The sequence below is a fragment of the Cellulomonas sp. P1_C4 genome (assembly GCF_056406355.1).
Genome location: NZ_JBFUAI010000016.1, coordinates 23886 through 43558 on the forward strand (window position 1 = coordinate 23886; position 19673 = coordinate 43558).

Sequence of the window (19673 nt, forward strand, 5' to 3'; positions counted from 1 at the left end):
CTCACGACGCGTCGAACGGCGCGGTCACCTCGCGCAGCAGGTCGGCGAGCCGGTCGCGGTCGGCCTCGTCGAGGTCGCCCAGCAGGCCGCGCTCGACGTCGAGCAGGTCGGCGAACGCGGCATCGACCCGGGCCAGCCCGGCCGGGGTGAGCTGCACCAGGACGCCGCGGCGGTCGTCGGGAGCCGGCTGCCGCTCGACCAGGCCGTGCTCCGCGAGCCGGTCGATCCGGTTGGTCATGGTGCCGCTGGTGACCAGGGTCTGGGTGAGCAGCGCGCCGGGGGAGAGGCGGTAGGGGGCGCCGGCCCGCCGCAGCGCGGAGAGGACGTCGAACTCCCACGTCTCCAGGTCGTGACGGGCGAACGCCGACCGGCGGGCGAGGTCCAGGTGCCGCGCGAGGCGGCTGACACGCGAGAGGACCGTCAGCGGGCGGACGTCGAGGTCCGGGCGCTCGCGCTCCCAGGCGAGGACGATCCGATCGACCTCGTCGCGGGACCCCGGGGCGTCCGGGGACGTGCGTGCCACCATGACGCGAGATTACTCGACGTCGACAGAGATCCCCGTCATCCGCTGCCGGTCAGCGTGGGCCGACGCTCGAGCCCCGACAACCCGTTCCACGCGAGGTTCACCAGGTGGGCGGCGACCACGTTCTTGCTCGGGCTGCGGGCGTCGAGCCACCACTGCCCCGTGAGCGCGACCATGCCGACCAGCATCTGCGCGTAGATGGGCGCCGTCTTCGGGTCCTGCCCCTGGTTCTTGAACTGGTCCGCCAGCAGGTGCTCGACCTGCGTCGCCACGTCCCCGATCAGGCTGGAGAACGTGCCGGTCGCCTGGGCGACGGGCGAGTCCCGCACCAGGATGCGGAAGCCGTCCTCGGAGGCCTCGATGTACCCGAGCAGCGCCAGTGTCGCCCGCTCGACCACCTCCTTGGGGTGCCCGCCCACCTCGAGCGCACCCGTGAGGGCCGTCGTCAGGGCCTGGATCTCGCGGTCGACGACGACGGCGTAGACGCCCTCCTTGCCGCCGAAGTGCTCGTACACGACGGGCTTGGACACCCCGGCGCGGGCGGCGATCTCCTCGACGCTGGTGCCGTCGAAGCCCTTCTCGGCGAACAGGCGGCGCGAGACGTCGAGCAGCTGGGCGCGCCGCTGCGTCCCCGTCATGCGGGAGCGGGGTGCGCGCTTGCTGTCGGTGGCCACGCGCCCATCATGCCGTGAGGGCCCGCCCTGCCTGGCAGACTTGGCGACCGCGGCGCCTTCGGCGTCGGTCCGCCCTGGTGTAACGGCAGCACGCCGGCCTTTGGAGCCGTGCAGTCCAGGTTCGAATCCTGGGGGCGGAGCCGTGAGGACCCCGCGCGGCGGAAGCGACCGCCGCGCGCAGGTAGAGTGCACGGTGCGCACGAGATCCGCCGCCCGGGACCCGGGCAGATCCGCGAGGAGCACCCCCAGGTGACGTTCCCCCGCCCAGCCGCCGTCGTCGTCCTCGCCGCAGGTGAAGGAACCCGGATGCGCTCGGCGACTCCCAAGGTCCTGCACACCCTTGCCGGCCGCAGCATGGTCGGCCACGCGCTGGCCACCGCGCGCGCCCTCGACCCCGGCCGCGTCCTGGTCGTCGTCCGCCACGAGCGCGAGCGCGTCGCCGCGCACGTGCGTGAGGTGGATCCGCAGGCGCTGCTGGCCGACCAGGACGAGATCCCCGGCACGGGCCGCGCCGTCCAGGTCGCGATGACGGCGCTCGACGCCGCCGCGCAGGCGGACGCCGCCGCCGACACCACCGCCGGCTCGGCCACGCACGCGCAGGTGGTCGGGGCCGTCGTCGTCATCGCCGGCGACGTGCCGCTGCTCGACGCCGCGACGCTGCACGAGCTGCTCGAGGCCCACCACGCCGACGGCAACGCCGTCACGGTGCTCACCACGGAGGTGGCGGAGCCCACCGGCTACGGCCGGATCCTGCGTGAGCCCGGCACGGGTGACGTGCTCGGCATCGTCGAGGAGAAGGACGCCGACGACGCCCAGCGCGCGATCACCGAGATCAACTCCTCGATCTATGTGTTCGACGCCGGGGTGCTGCGCGGCGCGCTCGGCCGGCTCGGCCGCGACAACGCGCAGGGCGAGGTCTACCTGACCGACGTCCTGGCGATCGCGCGGACCGACGGCGGCCACGTGCGGGCGCTGCGCACGGATGACCCGGTGCTGGTCGAGGGCGTCAACGACCGCGTCCAGCTGTCGGTGCTGCGCGCGGAGCTGAACCGCCGCATCCTCGACGACTGGATGCGCGAGGGCGTCACGGTCGTCGACCCGGCGACCACGTGGGTCGACGTCGACGTCGAGCTCGAGCGGGACGTCACGCTCCTGCCCGGCACGCAGCTGCACGGCGCCACGGTGGTCCGCGAGGGCGCGACGGTGGGCCCCGACACCACCCTGACGGACGTCGAGGTGGGCCCCCGGGCCAGCGTCGTGCGGACGCACGGCCTGCTCGCGGTGATCGGTGCGGACGCCAGCGTCGGCCCGTTCGCCTACCTGCGCCCCGGCACGGTGCTCGGCGACGACGGGAAGATCGGCACGTTCGTCGAGACCAAGAACGCCCAGATCGGCACCGGCTCGAAGGTCCCGCACCTGTCCTACGTGGGCGACGCGACGATCGGTGAGCACACCAACATCGGCGCGGCCTCGGTGACCGTCAACTACGACGGCGTCAACAAGCACCGCACGACCATCGGCTCGTACGCCCGCACGGGCGCCGACAACATGTTCGTCGCGCCCGTGACCATCGGCGACGGGGCCTACACCGGAGCCGGCAGCGTGATCCGTCGCGACGTGCCCTCCGGGGCGCTCGGCGTGAGCGCCGGTGCGCAGCGCAACATCGAGGGCTGGGTCGCCCGCGCGCGGGCCGGCACCCCCGCCGCGGCCGCCGTGGTCCGTCGTCCGGCTGCCGACGAGCTGTCGCCGCAGGCCCGGGCCGAGCGCGAGCGCGCCTCGTCGGCGTCGGCAGACACCCCACCGCCCGCCCGTCCCGACTCCCCGACCGACTCGAACACAAAGGACTCCGCACGATGACCGGGATCATCTCCTCGGACGGCGAGAAGCGTCTGGTGCTCCTCTCGGGGCGCGCGCACACCGACCTCGCCACCAGCGTCGCGGCCCACCTGGGCATTGAGCTCCTGCCGACGACGGCGTACGAGTTCGCGAACGGCGAGATCTACACGCGCTTCGGGGAGTCCGTGCGCGGTGCCGACACCTTCGTGCTGCAGTCCCACGCGTCGCCGATCAACACGTGGATCATGGAGCAGCTGCTCATGGTCGACGCGCTGAAGCGGGCCTCCGCCAAGACGATCACCGTCGTCGCGCCGTTCTACGGGTACGCCCGCCAGGACAAGAAGCACCGCGGCCGCGAGCCGATCTCCGCGCGCCTCATGGCGGACCTGTTCAAGACCGCGGGCGCCGACCGGCTGATGAGCGTCGACCTGCACGCGGCGCAGATCCAGGGCTTCTTCGACGGCCCCGTCGACCACCTGTGGGCCATGCCGATCCTCACGGAGTACGTGCGCAGCCGGGTCGACACGACCAACGTCACGGTCGTCTCGCCCGACGCCGGCCGCATCCGCGTGGCCGAGCAGTGGGCCGCGAAGCTGGGCGGCGGACCGCTGGCGTTCGTGCACAAGACGCGCGACATCCGCAGCCCCAACAAGACCGTCGCCAACCGCGTGGTCGGCGACGTCGAGGGCCGCAGCTGCGTGCTCGTCGACGACCTCATCGACACGGCGGGCACCATCGCCGGCGCCGTGCGCGTCATCCTGGAGGCCGGCGCCAAGGACGTCATCGTCGCCGCGACGCACGGCGTGCTGTCGGACCCCGCCGTCGACCGCCTGCAGAACTGCGGCGCGCGCGAGGTCGTCATCACGGACACCCTGCCCATCGCCGACGACCGCCGTTTCCCCACCCTCACGGTGCTGTCGATCGCGCCGCTGATCGCGCGGGCCATTCGCGAGGTCTTCGACGACGGCTCGGTCACCTCGCTGTTCGACGGCCAGGCCTGACCAGCGGGTTGGGCTCAGCGCCCTCGACCGGGTAGGCTCTCCAGGTTGCCTCGGCGAGGGACGAAGGACGGTCGACGAAGTTCCACGACCATCTGCGCTCCGTGATCGACTGGGCGAGCGCCTCCGCGTGCCCGTCCTGCGTCCCGCGTCGAGGCCACCACATCTGTCTAGATCCGCGTCGCGCGGCTTTCGTCGCGCACGCCACGCCATCACAGCCGCCACGTCGCGTCCACTGCGCCGACGTCAGCACTTGGGAGTACACGTGTCCGAGGTCAAGCTCGTCGCCACCACCCGTTCCGAGTTCGGCAAGGGGGCCGCGCGCCGCCTGCGCCGCGCCGACCAGATCCCCGCCGTCCTGTACGGGCACGGCTCCGACCCGCTGCACGTCGCCCTCCCGGGCCACGCCACGATGCTCGCGGTCAAGCAGGCCAACGCGCTCTTCGCCATCGAGCTCGACGGCAAGACCACGCTCGCGATCACGAAGGACGTCCAGCGCGACGTCGTCAAGAACACGATCGAGCACGTCGACCTGCTCATCGTGAAGAAGGGCGAGAAGGTCTCCGTCGACGTCCCCGTGACGATCGTCGGCGAGTCGGCGCCCGGCACCATCCACGTCGTCGAGACGCAGACGCTGTCCCTCGAGGCCGAGGCGACGCACCTGCCCACCGAGGTCGAGGTCTCCATCGAGGGTCTCGCGGGCGGCTCCAGCGTCAACGCCGGCGACGTCACGCTGCCTGCAGGCTCCGTCCTGCTGACCGACCCGGAGATCACCGTCGTGTCCGTCACCGTCCCGCACGCCTCGGCCGAGGACGTTGCCGCCGACGCCGCCGCCGCGGACCTGGCTGCGTCGCAGTCCGCCGCCTCGGCCGCCGCCGCCGAGTCCGAGGCCTGAGCCTCCCAGTAGTCCCAGCACGCCCGGTACCGTTCCTGACGGTGCCGGGCGTCGCTGTTCCCCCGCCCCACCCCGCAGGAGGAGACCCGATGAGCGACGGACCCTGGCTGGTCGTCGGCCTCGGCAACCCCGGACCGCAGTACGCGGGCAACCGCCACAACGTGGGCCAGATGGTGCTCGACGAGCTGGCGCGCCGGACGGGGGCCACCTTCGGCTCCCGCGCGTCGGGGCTGCTGTCCCGCCGACCGCAGGCGGCCGTCGCCGAGGCGCGCCTCGGGGTCCTGCCCGGCGGCGCACCGGGCCCGCGCGTCGTGCTGGCCAAGCCGACGACGTACATGAACGTCTCCGGCGGCCCCGTTGCCGCGCTGGCGAAGTACTACGACGTGCCCGCCGACCGTACGGTCCTGGTGCATGACGAGCTCGACATCCCTTTCGCCGACGTCCGGCTCAAGCGCGGTGGGGGCGAGGGCGGCCACAACGGGCTCCGCGACACCACGAAGGCGCTGGGTACCAAGGAGTACGTCCGCGTGCGCGTCGGCGTCGGCCGGCCCCCCGGTCGCATGGATGCGGCCGACTTCGTCCTGCGCGACTTCGCGAAGCCCGAGGTCAAGGACCTGCCCTGGCTGATCGACGCCGCCGCTGACGCGGTCGAGCTCGTCGTTACCCAGGGTCTGGAGGCGGCCCAGCTGAAGTTCCACACGAAGCGCGAGGGCTGACCTGTCGGGCGGCGCACCGCCGCTCCTGCCCTTAGCGCGCCGGACGCCCAAAGCGCCCCAAGGGGGTGAACTGTGGGTGAAAACGGACAAAAGGGCCTATCTCGTATCGTTCTACGCGCATAGCCTCCGACTCGGACACATGGTCCACAGGGGCGGCGGACGGGTAGACGATGACGATCCTCGAGGATCCGGCGGAGAACATGGATGTTCTCCTCGACCGGCGCAGGGCCGCAACCGGCCCGCGACGCTCGTGGGCATCGACGCAGCCGTTCGTCACGCACCCTCGCCCGGCGCTGGCCGCGTACGACGCGGAGCACTGGGGCACGGTGGCCGGCCACTACGTGCGGCAGGCCCTCGTCCTGGACCTCGTCATCACCGCGTTCGTGATCAGCGCGGCCGCGGCCTTCGGCGCCGCGTCGGGCTGGTGGGCCGCCGTCGCCGGTGTCGCCTTCCTGCTCATGGTCGCCGCAGGGCGCGGATACGACAGCAAGTCGCTCGGTGACGGGCCGGTCGAGTTCCAGGCGGTGCTGCGCGCCGGCGTCGGCGCTGCGGCGATCGTCGCTCTCGGCAGCGTCGCGCTCGCCATGCCGCTGCCGCGGGTCCAGGTGGCTGCGACGATCGTCCTCCTGACGATCGCCACGGCAATCGGGCGACACCTCCTGCGCCGGTCCCTGCACAGGCGTCGCAGCCGCGGGATCGCGATGTCCCGGACGCTCGTCGTCGGCGACGCCAAGTCGGTCCACCACCTCATCCACGACCTCCGGGGCGCCACCTACCACGGCTACCAGGTGGTCGGCGTGTGCCTGCCGGCGATCACCGACCAGCCCCCGCAGGACGGCGTCCCCACGCTGGGCGCGCTCGCCGACATCCCGCAGGTTGCCTACGACCACCAGGTCGACGTCGTCATCGTCTCGGGCAGCGAACTGTCGGGCGAGGCGCTGCGGCGGCTCTCGTGGGCGCTCGGCCGGGCCGGTGTCGAGCTCGTCGTCTCTCCTGGGCTCGTCGAGGTGCTCGGCCCGCGGGTCCACCTGCGCCCGACCGCCGGCCTGTCGCTGCTCGAGGTCGAGACCTCGTCGCCCCGTCGGCGGATGCTCGCGAAGTCCGCGCTGGACCGCACGCTCGGCGCCGCGATCCTCCTGGCGGCCTCGCCGGTCATCGCCTTCGCCGCGCTCGCCGTGCGGCTGACCAGCCGCGGTCCCGCGTTCTTCCGCCAGCGCCGCATCGGCGTGGACGGGCGCGAGTTCACCATGTGGAAGCTGCGGAGCATGTACATCGACGCCGAGGAGCGCAAGGCGGCCCTGCTGATCCGGAGCGACCGCGACGGCCTGATGTTCAAGATGCACGACGACCCGCGGATCACCCGCGTCGGCAAGGTGCTGCGTCGCTACTCGATCGACGAGCTGCCGCAGCTGTGGAACGTCGTCCGCGGGGACATGTCGCTGGTGGGCCCCCGCCCGCCGCTCCCGGCCGAGGTCGACGAGTACCACGACGCCGTCTACCGCCGGCTGCACGTGCGCCCCGGGCTCACGGGCCTGTGGCAGGTGAGCGGGCGCGCCGACCTCTCCTGGGACGAGTCGGTCCGGCTGGACCTGCGCTACGTCGACAACTGGTCCGTCGCGATGGACCTGATGATCCTGTGGAAGACGGGGCGCGCGGTGTTCGGCGGCTCCGGGGCCTACTGAACCAGCGTCAGCTCGCCGCTCTCCTCGAGGTATCGCTCGCCCGTCGTCGGGCACACCCACGCGTTGTCGCCGGCGCGCTCCAGCGGCGCCCCGGCGCGACCCACCCAGCGGATCCGACGTGCCGGCACGCCCGCGACCAGCGCGAAGTCCGGGACGTCCTTGGTGACCACCGAGCCCGCCGCGACCAGCGCCCAGCGCCCGATCGTCACGGGCGCGACGCACACCGACCGAGCCCCGATCGACGCGCCCGTGCGGACGGTGACCCCGACGGCGTGCCAGTCGTCGGCCGACTTCAGCGAGCCGTCGGGGTTGATCGCCCGCGGGTAGTAGTCGTTGGTGAACACCACCGCGGGGCCGACGAACGCGCCGTCCTCGAGCACCGCGGGCTCGTAGACGAGCGCGTGGTTCTGGATCTTGCACCGGTCGCCGACGACGACGCCCGGGCCGATGTACGCGCCGCGGCCGACGATGCAGTCGGACCCCACCCGGGCCTCCTCGCGAACCTGGGCCAGGTGCCAGATCCGGGTGCCGGCGCCGATCGTGGCGCGCGGGTCGACGTCGGCGGTCGGGGCGATCGTCGGGCTGCTGTCCTGCACGGGAGCTCCTGGAGGGGGATCGGTCGTCGGCTGATTGTGGCGTGCCCGGCACACCACGGTCGACGGCCGTTAGGTCATCTGGGCGACGTCGCGTGTCACGCCGGGTGATATCTACCTATAACGGGGCTTTACGCCCGAGATGTCCCTTATCGTCCGGTATCAGGAGTCCTCACAGAGTCTCCCTCGTCGACAAGGGCGCGTCCGGGCAGGCGCGCTCGACCGGAGCTCGATCCCGATCCTACGGAGCAACCCATGCGTTCCCGACTCGCTCCCCGCCGCACGGTCGCCTTCGTGGCGTCCCTCGCCGTTGGTGCGTCCCTGCTCGTCGTCGCAGGTGCGACGCCGGCGACGGCCGCCGACCCCTGCGGCACCGGTGGCAACCCCGTGGCCTGCGAGAACTCGAAGCCGGGCGCGGACCCCTCGGAGTGGGAGATCGACGGCGCGGGTGACAACGGCATCCAGGGCTTTTCCACCGACATCTCGGTGAACGTCGGGAGCACGATCGGCTTCAAGATCAAGACGGCCGCACGGGCCTACACGATCGACATCTACCGCACGGGCTACTACGGCGGCCTCGGCGCTCGCAAGATCGCGTCGGTCACTCCGTCGGCCAGCCTTCCGCAGACCCAGCCGCAGTGCGTCACGGATGCCGGGACCGAGATCTACGACTGCGGCAACTGGGCCGTCTCGGCCAGCTGGGCCGTGCCGTCGACCGCGGTGTCCGGCGTGTACATCGCCCGGCTCCACGACCCGGCGACGGACGACGAGAGCCAGATCACCTTCATCGTCCGCAACGACGCGAGCACGTCTGCGGTGGTATTCCAGACGTCGGACCCGACCTGGCAGGCGTACAACACGTACGGCGGTTCGGACTTCTACCAGGGCGCCGCCAACGGCCGTGCGTACAAAGTCAGCTACAACCGACCCTTCGCGACGCGGGGCGGTGTCACGCAGCGCGACTTCTACTTCGGCGCCGAGTACCCGATGGTGCGCTTCCTCGAGCGCAACGGGTACGACGTCAGCTACATGGCCGGGGTCGACTCGGACCGGCGTGGCGCCCTCATCAAGAACCACAAGGTCTTCCTCTCGGTCGGCCATGACGAGTACTGGTCCGCCGCACAGCGCGCCAACGTCGAGGCCGCGCGAGACGCGGGCGTGAATCTCGCGTTCTTCAGCGGGAACGAGGTCTATTGGCACACGCGGTACGAGAACTCTGTCGCCGGCACGGCCACGGCGTACCGGACTCTGGTCTCGTACAAGGAGACGTGGTCGAACGCCAAGATCGACCCGACCGCCGAGTGGACCGGTACGTGGCGCGACCCCCGGTTCGCCTCCACCACAGCAGGCGCCGGAAAGCCGGAGAACGCACTGACCGGCACGATCTACATGTCGAACTTCTCCGACCTGCCCGTGACGGTCTCCTCGGACGAGGGCAAGTACCGGCTCTGGCGGGGCACGAGCCTCGCGACGCTCGCCACGGGGACGACCGCCGCTCTCGCGGCCCACACCGTCGGCTACGAGTCCGACGAGGACCTCGACAATGGTGCGCGCCCAGCGGGGCTCGTGCGGCTGTCGACGACGGTCGGGTCCGTCCCCGAGTATCTGCAGGACTTCGGCAACAACGTGCTGCCCGGGACGACGACGCACCACCTCACGATGTACAAGGCCCCCAGTGGAGCCCTCGTGTTCTCGGCGGGCAGCGTGCAGTGGTCGTGGGGTCTCGACGAGACGCACGACGGTGACGGTGCCGCGGCGGACCCGCGGATGCAGCAGGCAACGGTGAACCTCCTCGCCGACATGTCCGCGCAGCCGACCACCCTCATGGCCAGCCTCGTCGCCGCGACGAAGTCCACCGACGTCACCGCTCCCACCGCAACCATCACATCGCCGGCCGCCGGTGCGGCGATCGCCAACGGTGCCTCTGTCACCGTCACCGGCACGGCGTCGGACGTCGGCGGGCGCGTCGCGGGTGTCGAGGTCTCCACCGATGGCGGCACCCGGTGGCACCCCGCCACCGGGACGACAGCGTGGACATACACGTACCTGCAGGCCGGGACCGGCTCGGTGCCGATCAAGGTTCGTGCGGTCGACGACAGTGCGAACATCGGCGGCACGCCGACGACACGCAACGTCACGGTCTCGTGCCCGTGCAGCGTGCTCGGCTCGACGGTCCCGGCGACCCCGGCGGCCAACGACGGCGACGCGGTCGAGCTGGGCCTGCGCTTCACCTCCTCGATCGACGGCTACGCGACCGGAGTCCGGTTCTACAAGGGCACCGGTAACACCGGGACTCACACCGGCAGGCTCTGGAGCTCGAGCGGTCAGCTGCTCGGATCCGTCGTCTTCACAGGAGAGACCGCAACCGGTTGGCAGACGGCACAGTTCGCGACCCCCGTGGCGCTCACGCCGGGCACCGCCTACGTCGTGTCGTACACGGCGCCCGCCGGGCACTACGCGGTCGCCGCGAACTACTTCGCCTCCGAGGCCAAGGTCGCCGCACCGCTGTCGACCACCGGAGGGTTCGGCAGCGCGCCGGCGGGGATCTACGGCGGCGCGGGCACCTTCCCGGCCAGCAGCTTCTCCGCCAGCAACTACTTCGTGGACGTGCAGTTCGGCACGGTCGACGGGACGCCGATGACGATCGGCGGCAGTCAGCCGCTTCCAGGGTCGTCCAGCGTCTCGACGGGCACGGCGGTGAGTGTCGTCCTCTCGAAGCCCGCCGCCGGCACACCGACGCTCACCCTCAGCAAGAACGGCGGCGGCACTGTTGCCGGGACGACGGCCTACACCGCGGCCACCAGGACCGTGACGTTCACGCCGAGCGCGGCCCTGGAGAACGCGGCGACGTACACCGCGACCGTCGCGGCGGTCGACTCGACCGGAGCAGGCATCAGTGGCGCGAAGACGTGGTCGTTCACGACCGCCGCAGCACCGCAGATTGCCGGCGCGCGCACGCTGTCCCTGTACGACGAGTCGACCGTGCCCGGTCTGCTCGAGGACGTCGACACGGTTCCTGTGACCCTCGGCGTCCGGTTCGCCAGCAGCGTGGACGGGACCGTCACCGGCGTGCGGTTCTACAAGGGACCGAACAACACCGGGACCCATGTCGGTGCACTCTGGGCCGTCGGTGGCAGCACGCCACTCGCGCAGGCCACGTTCACCGCTGAGAGCACGCAGGGCTGGCAGACAGTTACGTTCGCCACGCCGGTGCACATCTCCAAGGACACCGAGTACGTCGCGTCCTACCGCACGACCGTCGGCAGGTACTCCGCCACGATCGGGGCGTTCTCCGGTACCGGCGTCCAGCGCGCACCCCTGCGGACCGCGACGACCAGCGGGTCGTACTCCTACGCCGACGCCTACCCGGGCTCGACCAGCTCGACGAGCTACCTGGTGGACGTCGTCTTTACGCAGGACGCGTCGCCGCTCGCGGTCGTGGCGCAGACGCCCGCGCCCAGCGATCCCGGAGCCTCGGTGAGCGCGCCCGTATCTGTGACGTTCAACGCGCCGCTCACCGCGGCCGGGGTGCTCGGCCTCAAGGTCGGCACGACAACGGTCGCAGGGACCAGCGTGAAGTCGTCGGACGGGCGGACCCTGACGTTCACGCCGTCGGCGGCGCTCGCCACCTCGACCGTCTATACGGCGACGGCGAGCGGCCTCGCCTCGACCGACGGCGCCACCCTGGTGGCGCAGACCTGGTCGTTCACCACCGCCGCTCCGGGCGGGTGCCCCTGCACGATCTTCGGTGGAGCTCTACCGGCGACACCGGCGGCGAACGACTCCGCAGCCGTCGAGCTGGGTGTCGGATTCACACCGACTGCCACCGGCGTGATCAGCGGCGTCCGGTTCTACAAGGGCACCGGCAACGGCGGGACCCACACGGGGACGCTGTGGAGCGCGACCGGGCAGCAGCTGCGGACGGTCACCTTCACGGGCGAGAGTGCGACCGGTTGGCAGACGGCGACGTTCTCGACCCCGTACGAGGTCACGCCGGGAACGACGTACGTCATCTCCTACCTGGCTCCGCAGGGCCACTACGCGGCTGCGCCGAACGCGTTCGTCGCCAACCAGACCGTCGGCCCGCTGACCGTGCCGGCGGTCGGCAACGGCCGCTACAAGTACGGCGGTGGCTACCCGACCGACACCTGGCAGCAGACGAACTACTTCGTCGACGTCGTCTTCACCAACGGACCGCCGAGCGCGCCGACCGTGTCGGTGCAGGCACCGCCGGCAGGCGCCACGGGCGTCTCGCCGACCGCGACGGTGGCGGCGACCCTCTCCAAGGCGCCGCCGTCGGGCACGCCGGTCCTGGCACTCACGGGGCCGGGCGGCGCGATCGCCGGCACCAGTGCCTACGACCCGGCCACGCTCACGGTCTCGTTCACGCCGAGCGCGGGACTCCCGGCGGGAGCGACGATCTCGACGGCGACGACACTTGCAGGCACCGCGCTCGGGTCGGGCGCGTGGACCTTCACCGTCGCGACAGGTGCCCCGGTGGGCGTCTCGTTGTGGGCGGACACGGAGGTGCCGACGAACCCGGCCTGGAACGACCCGGCGGCCGTCCAGGTGGGGACACGGTTCACGACGAGCGTGGCCGGCAGCGTCACGGCGATCAGGTTCTACAAGGGCGCGGCGAACACGGGCGTGCACACGGTCAACCTGTGGGGACCGACGAACAACCTGCTGGCGCAGGCTCCGTCGACGGCCGAGTCGGGTGCCGGATGGCAGACGGTCGCACTGCCGACCCCTGTGGTGCTCGTACCCGGCCAGACCTACACGGCCGCGTACCACTCGACGACCGGCATGTACGCGGTCACCTCCAACGGCCTCGCCGCGGTCCGGACGAGCGGCCCGCTCTCCACGGTGGTCCCGGGGGGCGCCTACGTCTACGGCACAGGCTTCCCGTCCGGCAGCTCGACGGCGTCCTACGGGGTCGACCTCGTGTTCGTCCCGTCCGGCTGACCCGGACCCACGTCCGGCCCGTGGCCGTCGGGATGTCGTCCTCCGACCCCGGCGGCCACGGGTCTGTCGGCATCCGGGTGACCAGCGGGGAGCCACTGCCGCCGTTCGGGTGTTCACCCCTTTCTCGCGGGGTGAAAATGTCCGATATCTGCGGACATGCCCCTCTGGGTTCGTGACACTGGAGCCCACCGATACGTGAGGGGCACGACATGACCGAGCAGCTGCGCGCGGCTGTGGTGGGGGCCGGGTACTGGGGACCCAATCTCGCCCGCAACTTCCGGACCAGCCCGGACTGGGACCTGGTCGCCGTGTGCGACCTCGACGCCGAGCGCGCACGCAAGGTCGTCGGCCCGCGCTCGACGGTGGACGTCATGACGTCGGTGAGCGACCTCCTCGCCCGCGACGACGTCGACGCGATCGCGATCGCGACGCCGGCCCGCACCCACGCGCCGATCGCGCTCGCCGCGCTCGAGGCAGGCAAGCACGTTGTCGTCGAGAAGCCGATCGCGGACCGCGGCGTCGGCGCCCGAACCATGGTGGCGCGGGCCGCCGAGCTGGGCCGCGTGCTCATGGTCGACCACACGTTCTGCTACACCCCGCCGGTGCTCAAGATGCGCGAGCTCATCGCCGAGGGGCACCTCGGCGACATCCTCTTCGTCGACTCGGTCCGCATCAACCTGGGGATCGTGCAGCCCGACGTCGACGTGTTCTGGGACCTCGCGCCGCACGACCTCTCGATCCTCGACTTCATCCTCCCCGGCGGCCTCGTGCCCTCCGGCGTCGCGGCGCAGGGCGCCGACCCGCTGGGCACCGGCCAGACCTGCGTGGGCTACCTGACGCTCCCGCTGCCCGGCGGCGCCATCGCCCACGTGCACGTCAACTGGCTCAGCCCGACCAAGATCCGGCAGATGGTCGTCGGCGGCAGCAAGCGCACGCTCGTCTGGGACGACCTGTCACCTCAGCAGCGGCTCACCGTGTACGACCGCGGCGTCGAGCTCGGTCAGCCGGCGCCGGACAAGACCACCGCCAACATCTCCTACCGCCTCGGCGACGCGTGGGCACCCGCCCTCCCCGAGAAGGAGGCGCTCGGCGTCATGGTCGCCGAGTTTGCGTCCGCCATCCGCGAGGGCCGCGCGCCCCGGACGGACGGCCACGCCGGCCTGCGGGTGCTCGATGTCCTCGAGTCCGCCTCCCTCAGCCTGGAGGACGGCGGCCGCCTGACGCCCGTCGCTTCCCACAACGCACCAGCACTGGAGACCGTCGCATGAGCAAGCTTCAGGGGGCTCGTGTCCTCGTCACCGGCGGGGCCGGCACCATCGGCTCGACGATCGTCGACCAGCTTGTCGACGCCGGCGTCGCCAAGGTTGTCGTCCTCGACAACCTGGTGCGGGGCCGCCGCGAGAACCTCGCGGACGCACTCGCGTCCGGGAAGGTCGAGCTGGTCGAGGGCGACCTGCGCGACCGTGACCTCGTGCACGACGTGACGCGCGGCCAGGACCTCGTGTTCCACCAGGCCGCCATCCGGATCACGCAGTGCGCCGAGGAGCCGCGGCTCGCGCTCGAGGTCCTCGTCGACGGGACGTTCACGGTGCTCGAGGCGGCCGCTGAGCACAAGGTGGACAAGGTGATCGCCGCGTCGAGCGCCTCGGTGTACGGGCTGGCGGAGCAGTTCCCGACGGGGGAGCGGCACCACCACCACAACAACGACACGTTCTACGGCGCGGCCAAGTCGTTCAACGAGGGCATGGCCCGCAGCTTCCGCGCGATGTACGGGCTCGACTACGTGCTGCTGCGCTACTTCAACGTGTACGGCCCGCGCATGGACGTGCACGGCCTGTACACCGAGGTGCTGGTGCGCTGGATGGAGCGCATCGCGGACGGCCAGCCGCCCCTCATCTTCGGCGACGGCCTGCAGACCATGGACTTCGTCGTCACCACCGACATCGCGCGCGCCAACCTGCTCGCGGCGAGCAGCGACGTCGTGGACGGCGTCTACAACATCGCGAGCGGCACGGAGACGAGCCTGCTCGGTCTCGCGCAAGCGCTGCTACGGGCCATGGACTCCGACCTGTCCGTCGAGCACGGCCCGGACCGTGCGGTCAACGGTGTGACCCGTCGGCTGGCAGACACCTCGGCCGCGCGCATCGACCTCGGGTTCGAGGCGGCGATCGGGCTCGAGGAGGGGCTGCGGGAGCTGGTGGCCTGGTGGCGGCCGCTGCGCAGCGAGATCGCCGCGGGTCGCGCGCTGAGCAGTGCGGGTGCACGCCCGTGAGCCGCATCAACGTCATGCAGCCCTGGTTCGGGCCCGAGGAGATCGCCGCGGTCAGCGAGGTCATCGCGTCCGGGTGGGTAGCTCAGGGTCCCCGGGTCGCCGCCTTCGAGTCCGCGTTCGCCGAGGCCATGCAGGTCGAGCACGCGGTCGCGGCGTCGTCCTGCACGACGGCGTTGCACCTCGCTCTGGTCGTCGCGGGCGTCCAGGCCGGCGACGACGTGGTCGTCCCGTCGTTCTCGTTCATCGCCACCTCAAACGCACCCGTGTACGTGGGTGCTCGCCCGGTGTTCGCCGACGTCGACCCGGTGACGGGCAACCTCACCGCGGCCTCGGTCGAGGCGGCGCTGACGGACGCCACGCGCGCGGTGATCGTCGTCGACCAGGGCGGGGTCCCGGTGGACCTCGACGCGATCCGCGCGGTGACCGACCCGCGTGGCATCGTCGTCGTGGAGGACGCGGCGTGCGGCGCCGGCTCGACGTACCGCGGCCGCCCCGTCGGTGCCGGTGCGGACGTCGCGGCGTGGTCGTTCCACCCCCGCAAGATCGTCACCACCGGCGAGGGCGGCATGCTGACGACGCCGCACGCCGAGTGGGCGCAGCGGGCGCGCCGGCTGCGCGAGCACGCGATGAGCGTGTCCGCGGCTGCCCGCCACGCGAGCGTCCTGGCGCCGCCGGAGGAGTACCTCGAGGTCGGCTACAACTACCGGATGACGGACCTGCAGGCCGCCGTCGGCATCGTGCAGCTGGGCCGGCTGCCGGAGGTCGTCGCTCGGCGGCGCGAGATTGCCGCCACCTACGCCAAGCAGATCGCCGAGCTGCCGGGCCTGCGCGCCGTCGCGGACCCGGAGTGGGGGACCTGCAACTTCCAGTCGTTCTGGGTCGAGGTCGGGGTCGAGTTCCCGCTCGACCGCGACGGGCTGCTGGCCCACCTGGCCGACGCTGAGATCTCTGCACGCCGCGGGATCATGGCGACGCACCGCCAGCCGGCCTACGCCGGCACCCCGCACGCGCCGCTGCCCGTCACCGAGCACCTCACCGACTCGACCCTGATCCTGCCGGTGTTCCACCAGATGTCGGAGTCCGAGCAGTCCCGCGTCGTGGACGCCCTGCGGTCGGCGGGTGCGTGACGTGGCGCGTCCCCTGATCCTGGTCGCGGCGAGCGGCCTGGCCCGCGAGGTCCTCGCGGCCGTGCGTGCCACAGGAGAGTACGAGGTCGTCGGCTTCCTCGACGACGACATCGCCCGGCACGGGACCATGCTCGACGGCGTGCCCGTCCTCGGCGGCCTGGACGACGTCGTCGACTACCCCGAGCCCGAGCTGCTCGTCTGCGCCGGGCGCGGGGCGGTACGGGAGCGGCTCGTCGAGAGGCTCGACGAGCTGGGCGTCTTCCCCATCCGCTACGCGACGGTGGTCCACCGCTCCGTCGACGTCCCGGCGGGCTGCGAGATCGGCGTGGGCTCGGTCCTGCTGGCCGGTGTCGTGCTGACAACCGCAGTGACCGTCGGGTCGCACGTGGTCGTCATGCCGAACGTCACGCTCACCCACGACTGCGTGGTGCAGGACTTCGGCACGGTCTGCGCGGGCGTGGCGCTCGGCGGAGGAGTCGTCGTGGGGCGTGCCGCCTACCTCGGCATGAGTTCGAGCGTCCGAGAGAACGTGCGCGTCGGGGAGCGGGCGACGCTCGGCATGGGCGCCGCGCTGCTGGTCGATCAGCCGGACGACGAGACGTGGGTGGGCGTCCCCGCTCGACCTCTCGGCACGCCGACGGGGAACGCGAGACACCGCAGCGAACAGTGGCCCGCGACCGCGGAGCTCGCCGAGACAGTCGACGAAGGAGCACGGGCATGACGACGATCCCACTGGTGGACCTGGGGGCCCAACAGGCCGAGATCGCCGAGGAGGTGCGCGCCGGCCTCGACGAGGTCTTCGCCACCACGGCGTTCGTCGGTGGACCGGCTGTCGGCCGGTTCGAGGCCGCCTACGCTGCGTTCTCGCAGGTCACGCACTGTGTCGGCGTCGCGAATGGCACCGACGCGCTCGAGCTCGCCCTGCGGGCGGCCGGCGTGCGCCCGGGCGGCGAGGTGATCGTTCCGGCCAACACGTTCATCGCGACCGCCGAGGCAGCGTCGCGGATCGGTGCCGTGCCGGTGCCCGTCGACGTCGACCCCGTGCACCTGCTCATCGACCCGGCCGCCGTCCGGGCCGCGGTCGGCCCGCGCACCGAGGCGATCGTGCCCGTGCACCTGTTCGGCCAGGTCGCGCCCGTCGAGGAGATCGGCAAGATCGCCGCCGACGCCGGCGTCCCGATGATCGAGGACGCGGCGCAGTCGCAGGGAGCGCTGCGGCACGGCCGCGCGGCCGGCTCGTTCGGGCTCGCCGCGGGGACGAGCTTCTACCCGGGCAAGAACCTGGGAGCAGCTGGCGACGCCGGGGCCGTGACGACGTCGGACGCCGAGGTGGCACGTACCGTCCGGGTGCTCTCGGCGCACGGATCGGCCAAGAAGTACGAGCACGAGGCGATCGGCATGAACTCGCGGCTCGACACCGTGCAGGCCGTCGTGCTCGAGGCCAAGCTGCGCCGGCTCGCCCGGTGGAACGACGCTCGTCGCGCGGCGGCCGTGCGGTACGCGGAGCTGCTGGTGGGCGTCGACGGCGTCACCGTGCCGGTGAGCGCTGCCGGAAACCAGGACGTGTGGCACCTCTACGTCGTCCAGGTCGATGAGCGCGACCGTGTGCTGGGTGAGCTCAACGCCGCCGGGATCGGGGCGGGGATCCACTACCCGACGCCCGTGCACCTGACCGGTGCTTACGCGGGACTGGGTCTCGGTGCGGGTGCGTTTCCGGTGGCCGAGGCCGCTGCGACGCGCATCCTGTCTCTGCCGATGTTCCCGCACCTGTCGGCGGCGCAGCAGGAGCGCGTCGTCGAGGTGCTTGCGAGCGTCGTCGAACAACCCGGAACGCGTTCGTTCGATGCCTGAGCCCGGCCTCCAGCGCACCGACGAGCCGCCACTCGGTGACGGCTCGCTGCACGAGTCGAGCGTCACGGATGCGGTCATGGCACCCGGCGTCCTCTCCCAGACGGTCAGCGGTGCACTGGCGTGGAGCTTCCTCAACAATGTCGTGAGCCGTGTCGCGACCGTGCTGTCGGGCATCCTGCTGGCTCGTCTCCTCGCTCCCGAGGACTACGGAGTCTTCGCGGTTGCCCTCATCGTGCTCAGTGCCGTGCTCAGCATGAACGAGCTAGGTGTCAGCCTTGCCGTGGTGCGGTGGGAGGGCCGGGTCGACCGGATCGCTCCGACGGTGTCGACGATCGCACTCGTCTGGAGCGTGGTGCTCTACGCCGCGTGCTACCTCGGCGCTCCCGCCATCGCGACTGCGCTCAACGCACCTGAGGCCGTGACGATGATCCGCGTGCTGTCGCTGTGCGTCCTCGTCGACGCTGTCTCGGCTGTCCCGTCCGCCCTGATCACCCGCGAGTTCCTCCAGCGACGCCGGATGATCATCGACCTCGTGGCGTTCTTCGTCGGCACCCTCTTGTCCATTGCGCTCGCCGCCGGTGGCGCAGGGGCGTGGTCGATCGTGTGGGGCTTCGGGCTCTCGAACGTGCTCGCCGGCGTACTCGCCTTCGTGCTCGCGCCACAGCGGTTCTGGCCCGGCTTCGATCGCGAGGTCGCCCGCGAGCTGCTCCACTTCGGCCTCCCACTCGCTGCGTCGAGCCTCGTGCTCTTCCTCATGCTCAACGTCGACTACATCGTCGTCGGGCACGAGCTGGGCAGCCTCGAGCTCGGGCTGTACCTCATGGCGTTCAATCTCTGCTCCTGGCCGGTCAATCTGGTGTCGGCCGCGATCAGGCGCGTCTCGTTCGCGGGATTCTCACGGATCGCGACCGAGTACGAGCGCGTTGGACGCTCGTTCGTGCACTCGACGGGCCTCGTGATGGCGCTGACGTTGCCGATGTGCGCGTTCCTCGCGGTATTCGCCACGCCGACGATCCGGGTGTTGTACGGCGAGCAATGGCTCGCGTCGGCCGGGGCGCTCAGAGCCCTCTGCGCGCTCGGCGCGCTGCGTGTTGCCCTCGAGCTGGTTTACGACTACCTGGTCGCCGTCGGCCGCGGCCGCATCAACCTGGGCCTGCAGGTCCTCTGGGTGGCCGCGCTCGTGCCCGCGCTGATCATCGGCGCCCGCGCGGACGGGATCGTCGGCGTGGCGATCGGCCACTCGCTCGTCGCCGGGTTGGTGGTGCTTCCCGCCGCGCTGTGGATCTTGCACCGCAGCCATGTCAAGGTCGCCGGCCTGGTGGGCGCACTGGCGCGTCCGGTCGCGGCGACGGTGTTGACGATCGCGGTCGGGCTGGCGGTGTTGGAGGCGGTGCCCGGCCCGCTGCTGCAGCTCGTCGTCGGCGGCGTCGCCGTCTCGGTCGCCTGTGCCGCCGTCTATTACCCGATGCGCTTCGAGCTGACCAGCAGATTCCGCGGCAACGCCACCGCCACCAGCGGGGTGGCATAACCATGGAGCTGTT

15 protein-coding genes and 1 tRNA gene are annotated in these 19673 nt (G+C 71.6%); 13 read left to right on the forward strand and 3 right to left on the reverse strand.

Going from position 1 to position 19673, the window contains the following annotated elements:
- Position 1 precedes the first annotated feature (1 nt).
- Together AC1DYZ_RS13885 and AC1DYZ_RS13890 are read right to left on the reverse strand one after the other, a co-directional pair.
- Positions 2–526: a MarR family winged helix-turn-helix transcriptional regulator gene (locus AC1DYZ_RS13885; protein WP_456847032.1), complete on the reverse strand. Its 525-nt coding sequence runs from the start codon at positions 524–526 to the stop codon at positions 2–4.
- Between the two features lie 35 nt (positions 527–561).
- A complete protein-coding gene (locus AC1DYZ_RS13890) occupies positions 562–1161 on the reverse strand; it encodes a TetR/AcrR family transcriptional regulator (protein WP_477065848.1) in 600 nt (199 codons plus the stop codon).
- A 104-nt stretch (positions 1162–1265) separates the two neighbouring features.
- Between AC1DYZ_RS13890 and AC1DYZ_RS13895 the strand changes: the two genes are divergently transcribed.
- From AC1DYZ_RS13895 to AC1DYZ_RS13920, 6 genes are all read left to right on the forward strand, one after another.
- A tRNA-Gln gene (locus AC1DYZ_RS13895) sits at positions 1266–1337 on the forward strand.
- A 109-nt stretch (positions 1338–1446) separates the two neighbouring features.
- Positions 1447–3054 (forward strand): bifunctional UDP-N-acetylglucosamine diphosphorylase/glucosamine-1-phosphate N-acetyltransferase GlmU, encoded by a 1608-nt coding sequence (gene glmU / locus AC1DYZ_RS13900; RefSeq protein WP_477065773.1) that lies wholly within the window; start codon positions 1447–1449, stop codon positions 3052–3054.
- Positions 3051–4034, forward strand: coding sequence for a ribose-phosphate diphosphokinase (locus AC1DYZ_RS13905; protein ID WP_456823129.1), 984 nt, complete (start codon positions 3051–3053; stop codon positions 4032–4034). The genes glmU and AC1DYZ_RS13905 overlap by 4 nt, the downstream gene beginning before the upstream one ends.
- A 262-nt stretch (positions 4035–4296) precedes the next feature.
- Positions 4297–4926, forward strand: coding sequence for a 50S ribosomal protein L25/general stress protein Ctc (locus tag AC1DYZ_RS13910; protein WP_456823130.1), 630 nt, complete (start codon positions 4297–4299; stop codon positions 4924–4926).
- An 89-nt stretch (positions 4927–5015) separates the two neighbouring features.
- Positions 5016–5642, forward strand: a complete 627-nt coding sequence (gene pth / locus AC1DYZ_RS13915) for an aminoacyl-tRNA hydrolase (RefSeq protein ID WP_477065774.1) — start codon at positions 5016–5018, stop codon at positions 5640–5642.
- Positions 5643–5812: 170 nt separating this feature from the next.
- Complete coding sequence (locus AC1DYZ_RS13920) at positions 5813–7324, forward strand: sugar transferase (RefSeq protein ID WP_477065775.1); 1512 nt, start codon at positions 5813–5815, stop codon at positions 7322–7324.
- Here AC1DYZ_RS13920 and AC1DYZ_RS13925 read toward each other — a convergent pair.
- Positions 7318–7920, reverse strand: coding sequence for an acyltransferase (locus AC1DYZ_RS13925; protein ID WP_477065776.1), 603 nt, complete (start codon positions 7918–7920; stop codon positions 7318–7320). The genes AC1DYZ_RS13920 and AC1DYZ_RS13925 overlap by 7 nt on opposite strands.
- Positions 7921–8172: 252 nt before the next feature.
- Between AC1DYZ_RS13925 and AC1DYZ_RS13930 the strand changes: the two genes are divergently transcribed.
- The 7 genes from AC1DYZ_RS13930 to AC1DYZ_RS13960 all read left to right on the forward strand — a co-directional run bounded on the left by AC1DYZ_RS13930 (position 8173) and on the right by AC1DYZ_RS13960 (position 19660).
- On the forward strand, positions 8173–12882 hold the full coding sequence (locus tag AC1DYZ_RS13930) for a DUF4082 domain-containing protein (protein WP_477065777.1): 4710 nt from the start codon (positions 8173–8175) through the stop codon (positions 12880–12882).
- A gap of 209 nt (positions 12883–13091) precedes the next feature.
- Entirely contained in the window at positions 13092–14150 is a 1059-nt protein-coding gene (locus tag AC1DYZ_RS13935) for a Gfo/Idh/MocA family protein (protein ID WP_477065778.1), read from the forward strand.
- A complete protein-coding gene (locus tag AC1DYZ_RS13940; RefSeq protein ID WP_477065779.1) occupies positions 14147–15154 on the forward strand; it encodes an NAD-dependent epimerase/dehydratase family protein in 1008 nt (335 codons plus the stop codon). Before AC1DYZ_RS13935 ends, AC1DYZ_RS13940 begins: the two co-directional genes overlap by 4 nt.
- A gap of 14 nt (positions 15155–15168) precedes the next feature.
- Positions 15169–16281 carry a DegT/DnrJ/EryC1/StrS family aminotransferase gene (locus AC1DYZ_RS13945; RefSeq protein ID WP_477065849.1) on the forward strand — a complete coding sequence of 371 codons (1113 nt, stop codon included), beginning with the start codon at positions 15169–15171 and terminating at the stop codon, positions 16279–16281.
- Position 16282: 1 nt separating this feature from the next.
- Positions 16283–17002, forward strand: a complete 720-nt coding sequence (locus tag AC1DYZ_RS13950) for a NeuD/PglB/VioB family sugar acetyltransferase (RefSeq protein ID WP_477065780.1) — start codon at positions 16283–16285, stop codon at positions 17000–17002.
- A complete protein-coding gene (locus AC1DYZ_RS13955; protein WP_477065781.1) occupies positions 16999–18132 on the forward strand; it encodes a DegT/DnrJ/EryC1/StrS family aminotransferase in 1134 nt (377 codons plus the stop codon). Before AC1DYZ_RS13950 ends, AC1DYZ_RS13955 begins: the two co-directional genes overlap by 4 nt.
- Complete coding sequence (locus tag AC1DYZ_RS13960; RefSeq protein ID WP_477065782.1) at positions 18125–19660, forward strand: lipopolysaccharide biosynthesis protein; 1536 nt, start codon at positions 18125–18127, stop codon at positions 19658–19660. Before AC1DYZ_RS13955 ends, AC1DYZ_RS13960 begins: the two co-directional genes overlap by 8 nt.
- The last annotated feature ends 13 nt before the right edge of the window (positions 19661–19673 follow it).

Excerpts from the sequence above, each read along its gene's own strand:
- AC1DYZ_RS13930 (WP_477065777.1), top strand. The coding sequence starts at position 8,173 with ATGCGTTCCCGACTCGCTCCCCGCCGCACGGTCGCCTTCGTGGCGTCC.
- AC1DYZ_RS13940 (WP_477065779.1), top strand. The coding sequence starts at position 14,147 with ATGAGCAAGCTTCAGGGGGCTCGTGTCCTCGTCACCGGCGGGGCCGGC.
- AC1DYZ_RS13955 (WP_477065781.1), top strand. The coding sequence starts at position 16,999 with ATGACGACGATCCCACTGGTGGACCTGGGGGCCCAACAGGCCGAGATC.
- AC1DYZ_RS13945 (WP_477065849.1), top strand. The coding sequence starts at position 15,169 with ATGCAGCCCTGGTTCGGGCCCGAGGAGATCGCCGCGGTCAGCGAGGTC.
- AC1DYZ_RS13935 (WP_477065778.1), top strand. The coding sequence starts at position 13,092 with ATGACCGAGCAGCTGCGCGCGGCTGTGGTGGGGGCCGGGTACTGGGGA.
- AC1DYZ_RS13905 (WP_456823129.1), top strand. The coding sequence starts at position 3,051 with ATGACCGGGATCATCTCCTCGGACGGCGAGAAGCGTCTGGTGCTCCTC.
- pth (WP_477065774.1), top strand. The coding sequence starts at position 5,016 with ATGAGCGACGGACCCTGGCTGGTCGTCGGCCTCGGCAACCCCGGACCG.
- AC1DYZ_RS13920 (WP_477065775.1), top strand. The coding sequence starts at position 5,813 with ATGACGATCCTCGAGGATCCGGCGGAGAACATGGATGTTCTCCTCGAC.
- AC1DYZ_RS13960 (WP_477065782.1), top strand. The coding sequence starts at position 18,125 with ATGCCTGAGCCCGGCCTCCAGCGCACCGACGAGCCGCCACTCGGTGAC.
- AC1DYZ_RS13885 (WP_456847032.1), bottom strand. The coding sequence starts at position 526 with ATGGTGGCACGCACGTCCCCGGACGCCCCGGGGTCCCGCGACGAGGTC.
- AC1DYZ_RS13890 (WP_477065848.1), bottom strand. The coding sequence starts at position 1,161 with ATGACGGGGACGCAGCGGCGCGCCCAGCTGCTCGACGTCTCGCGCCGC.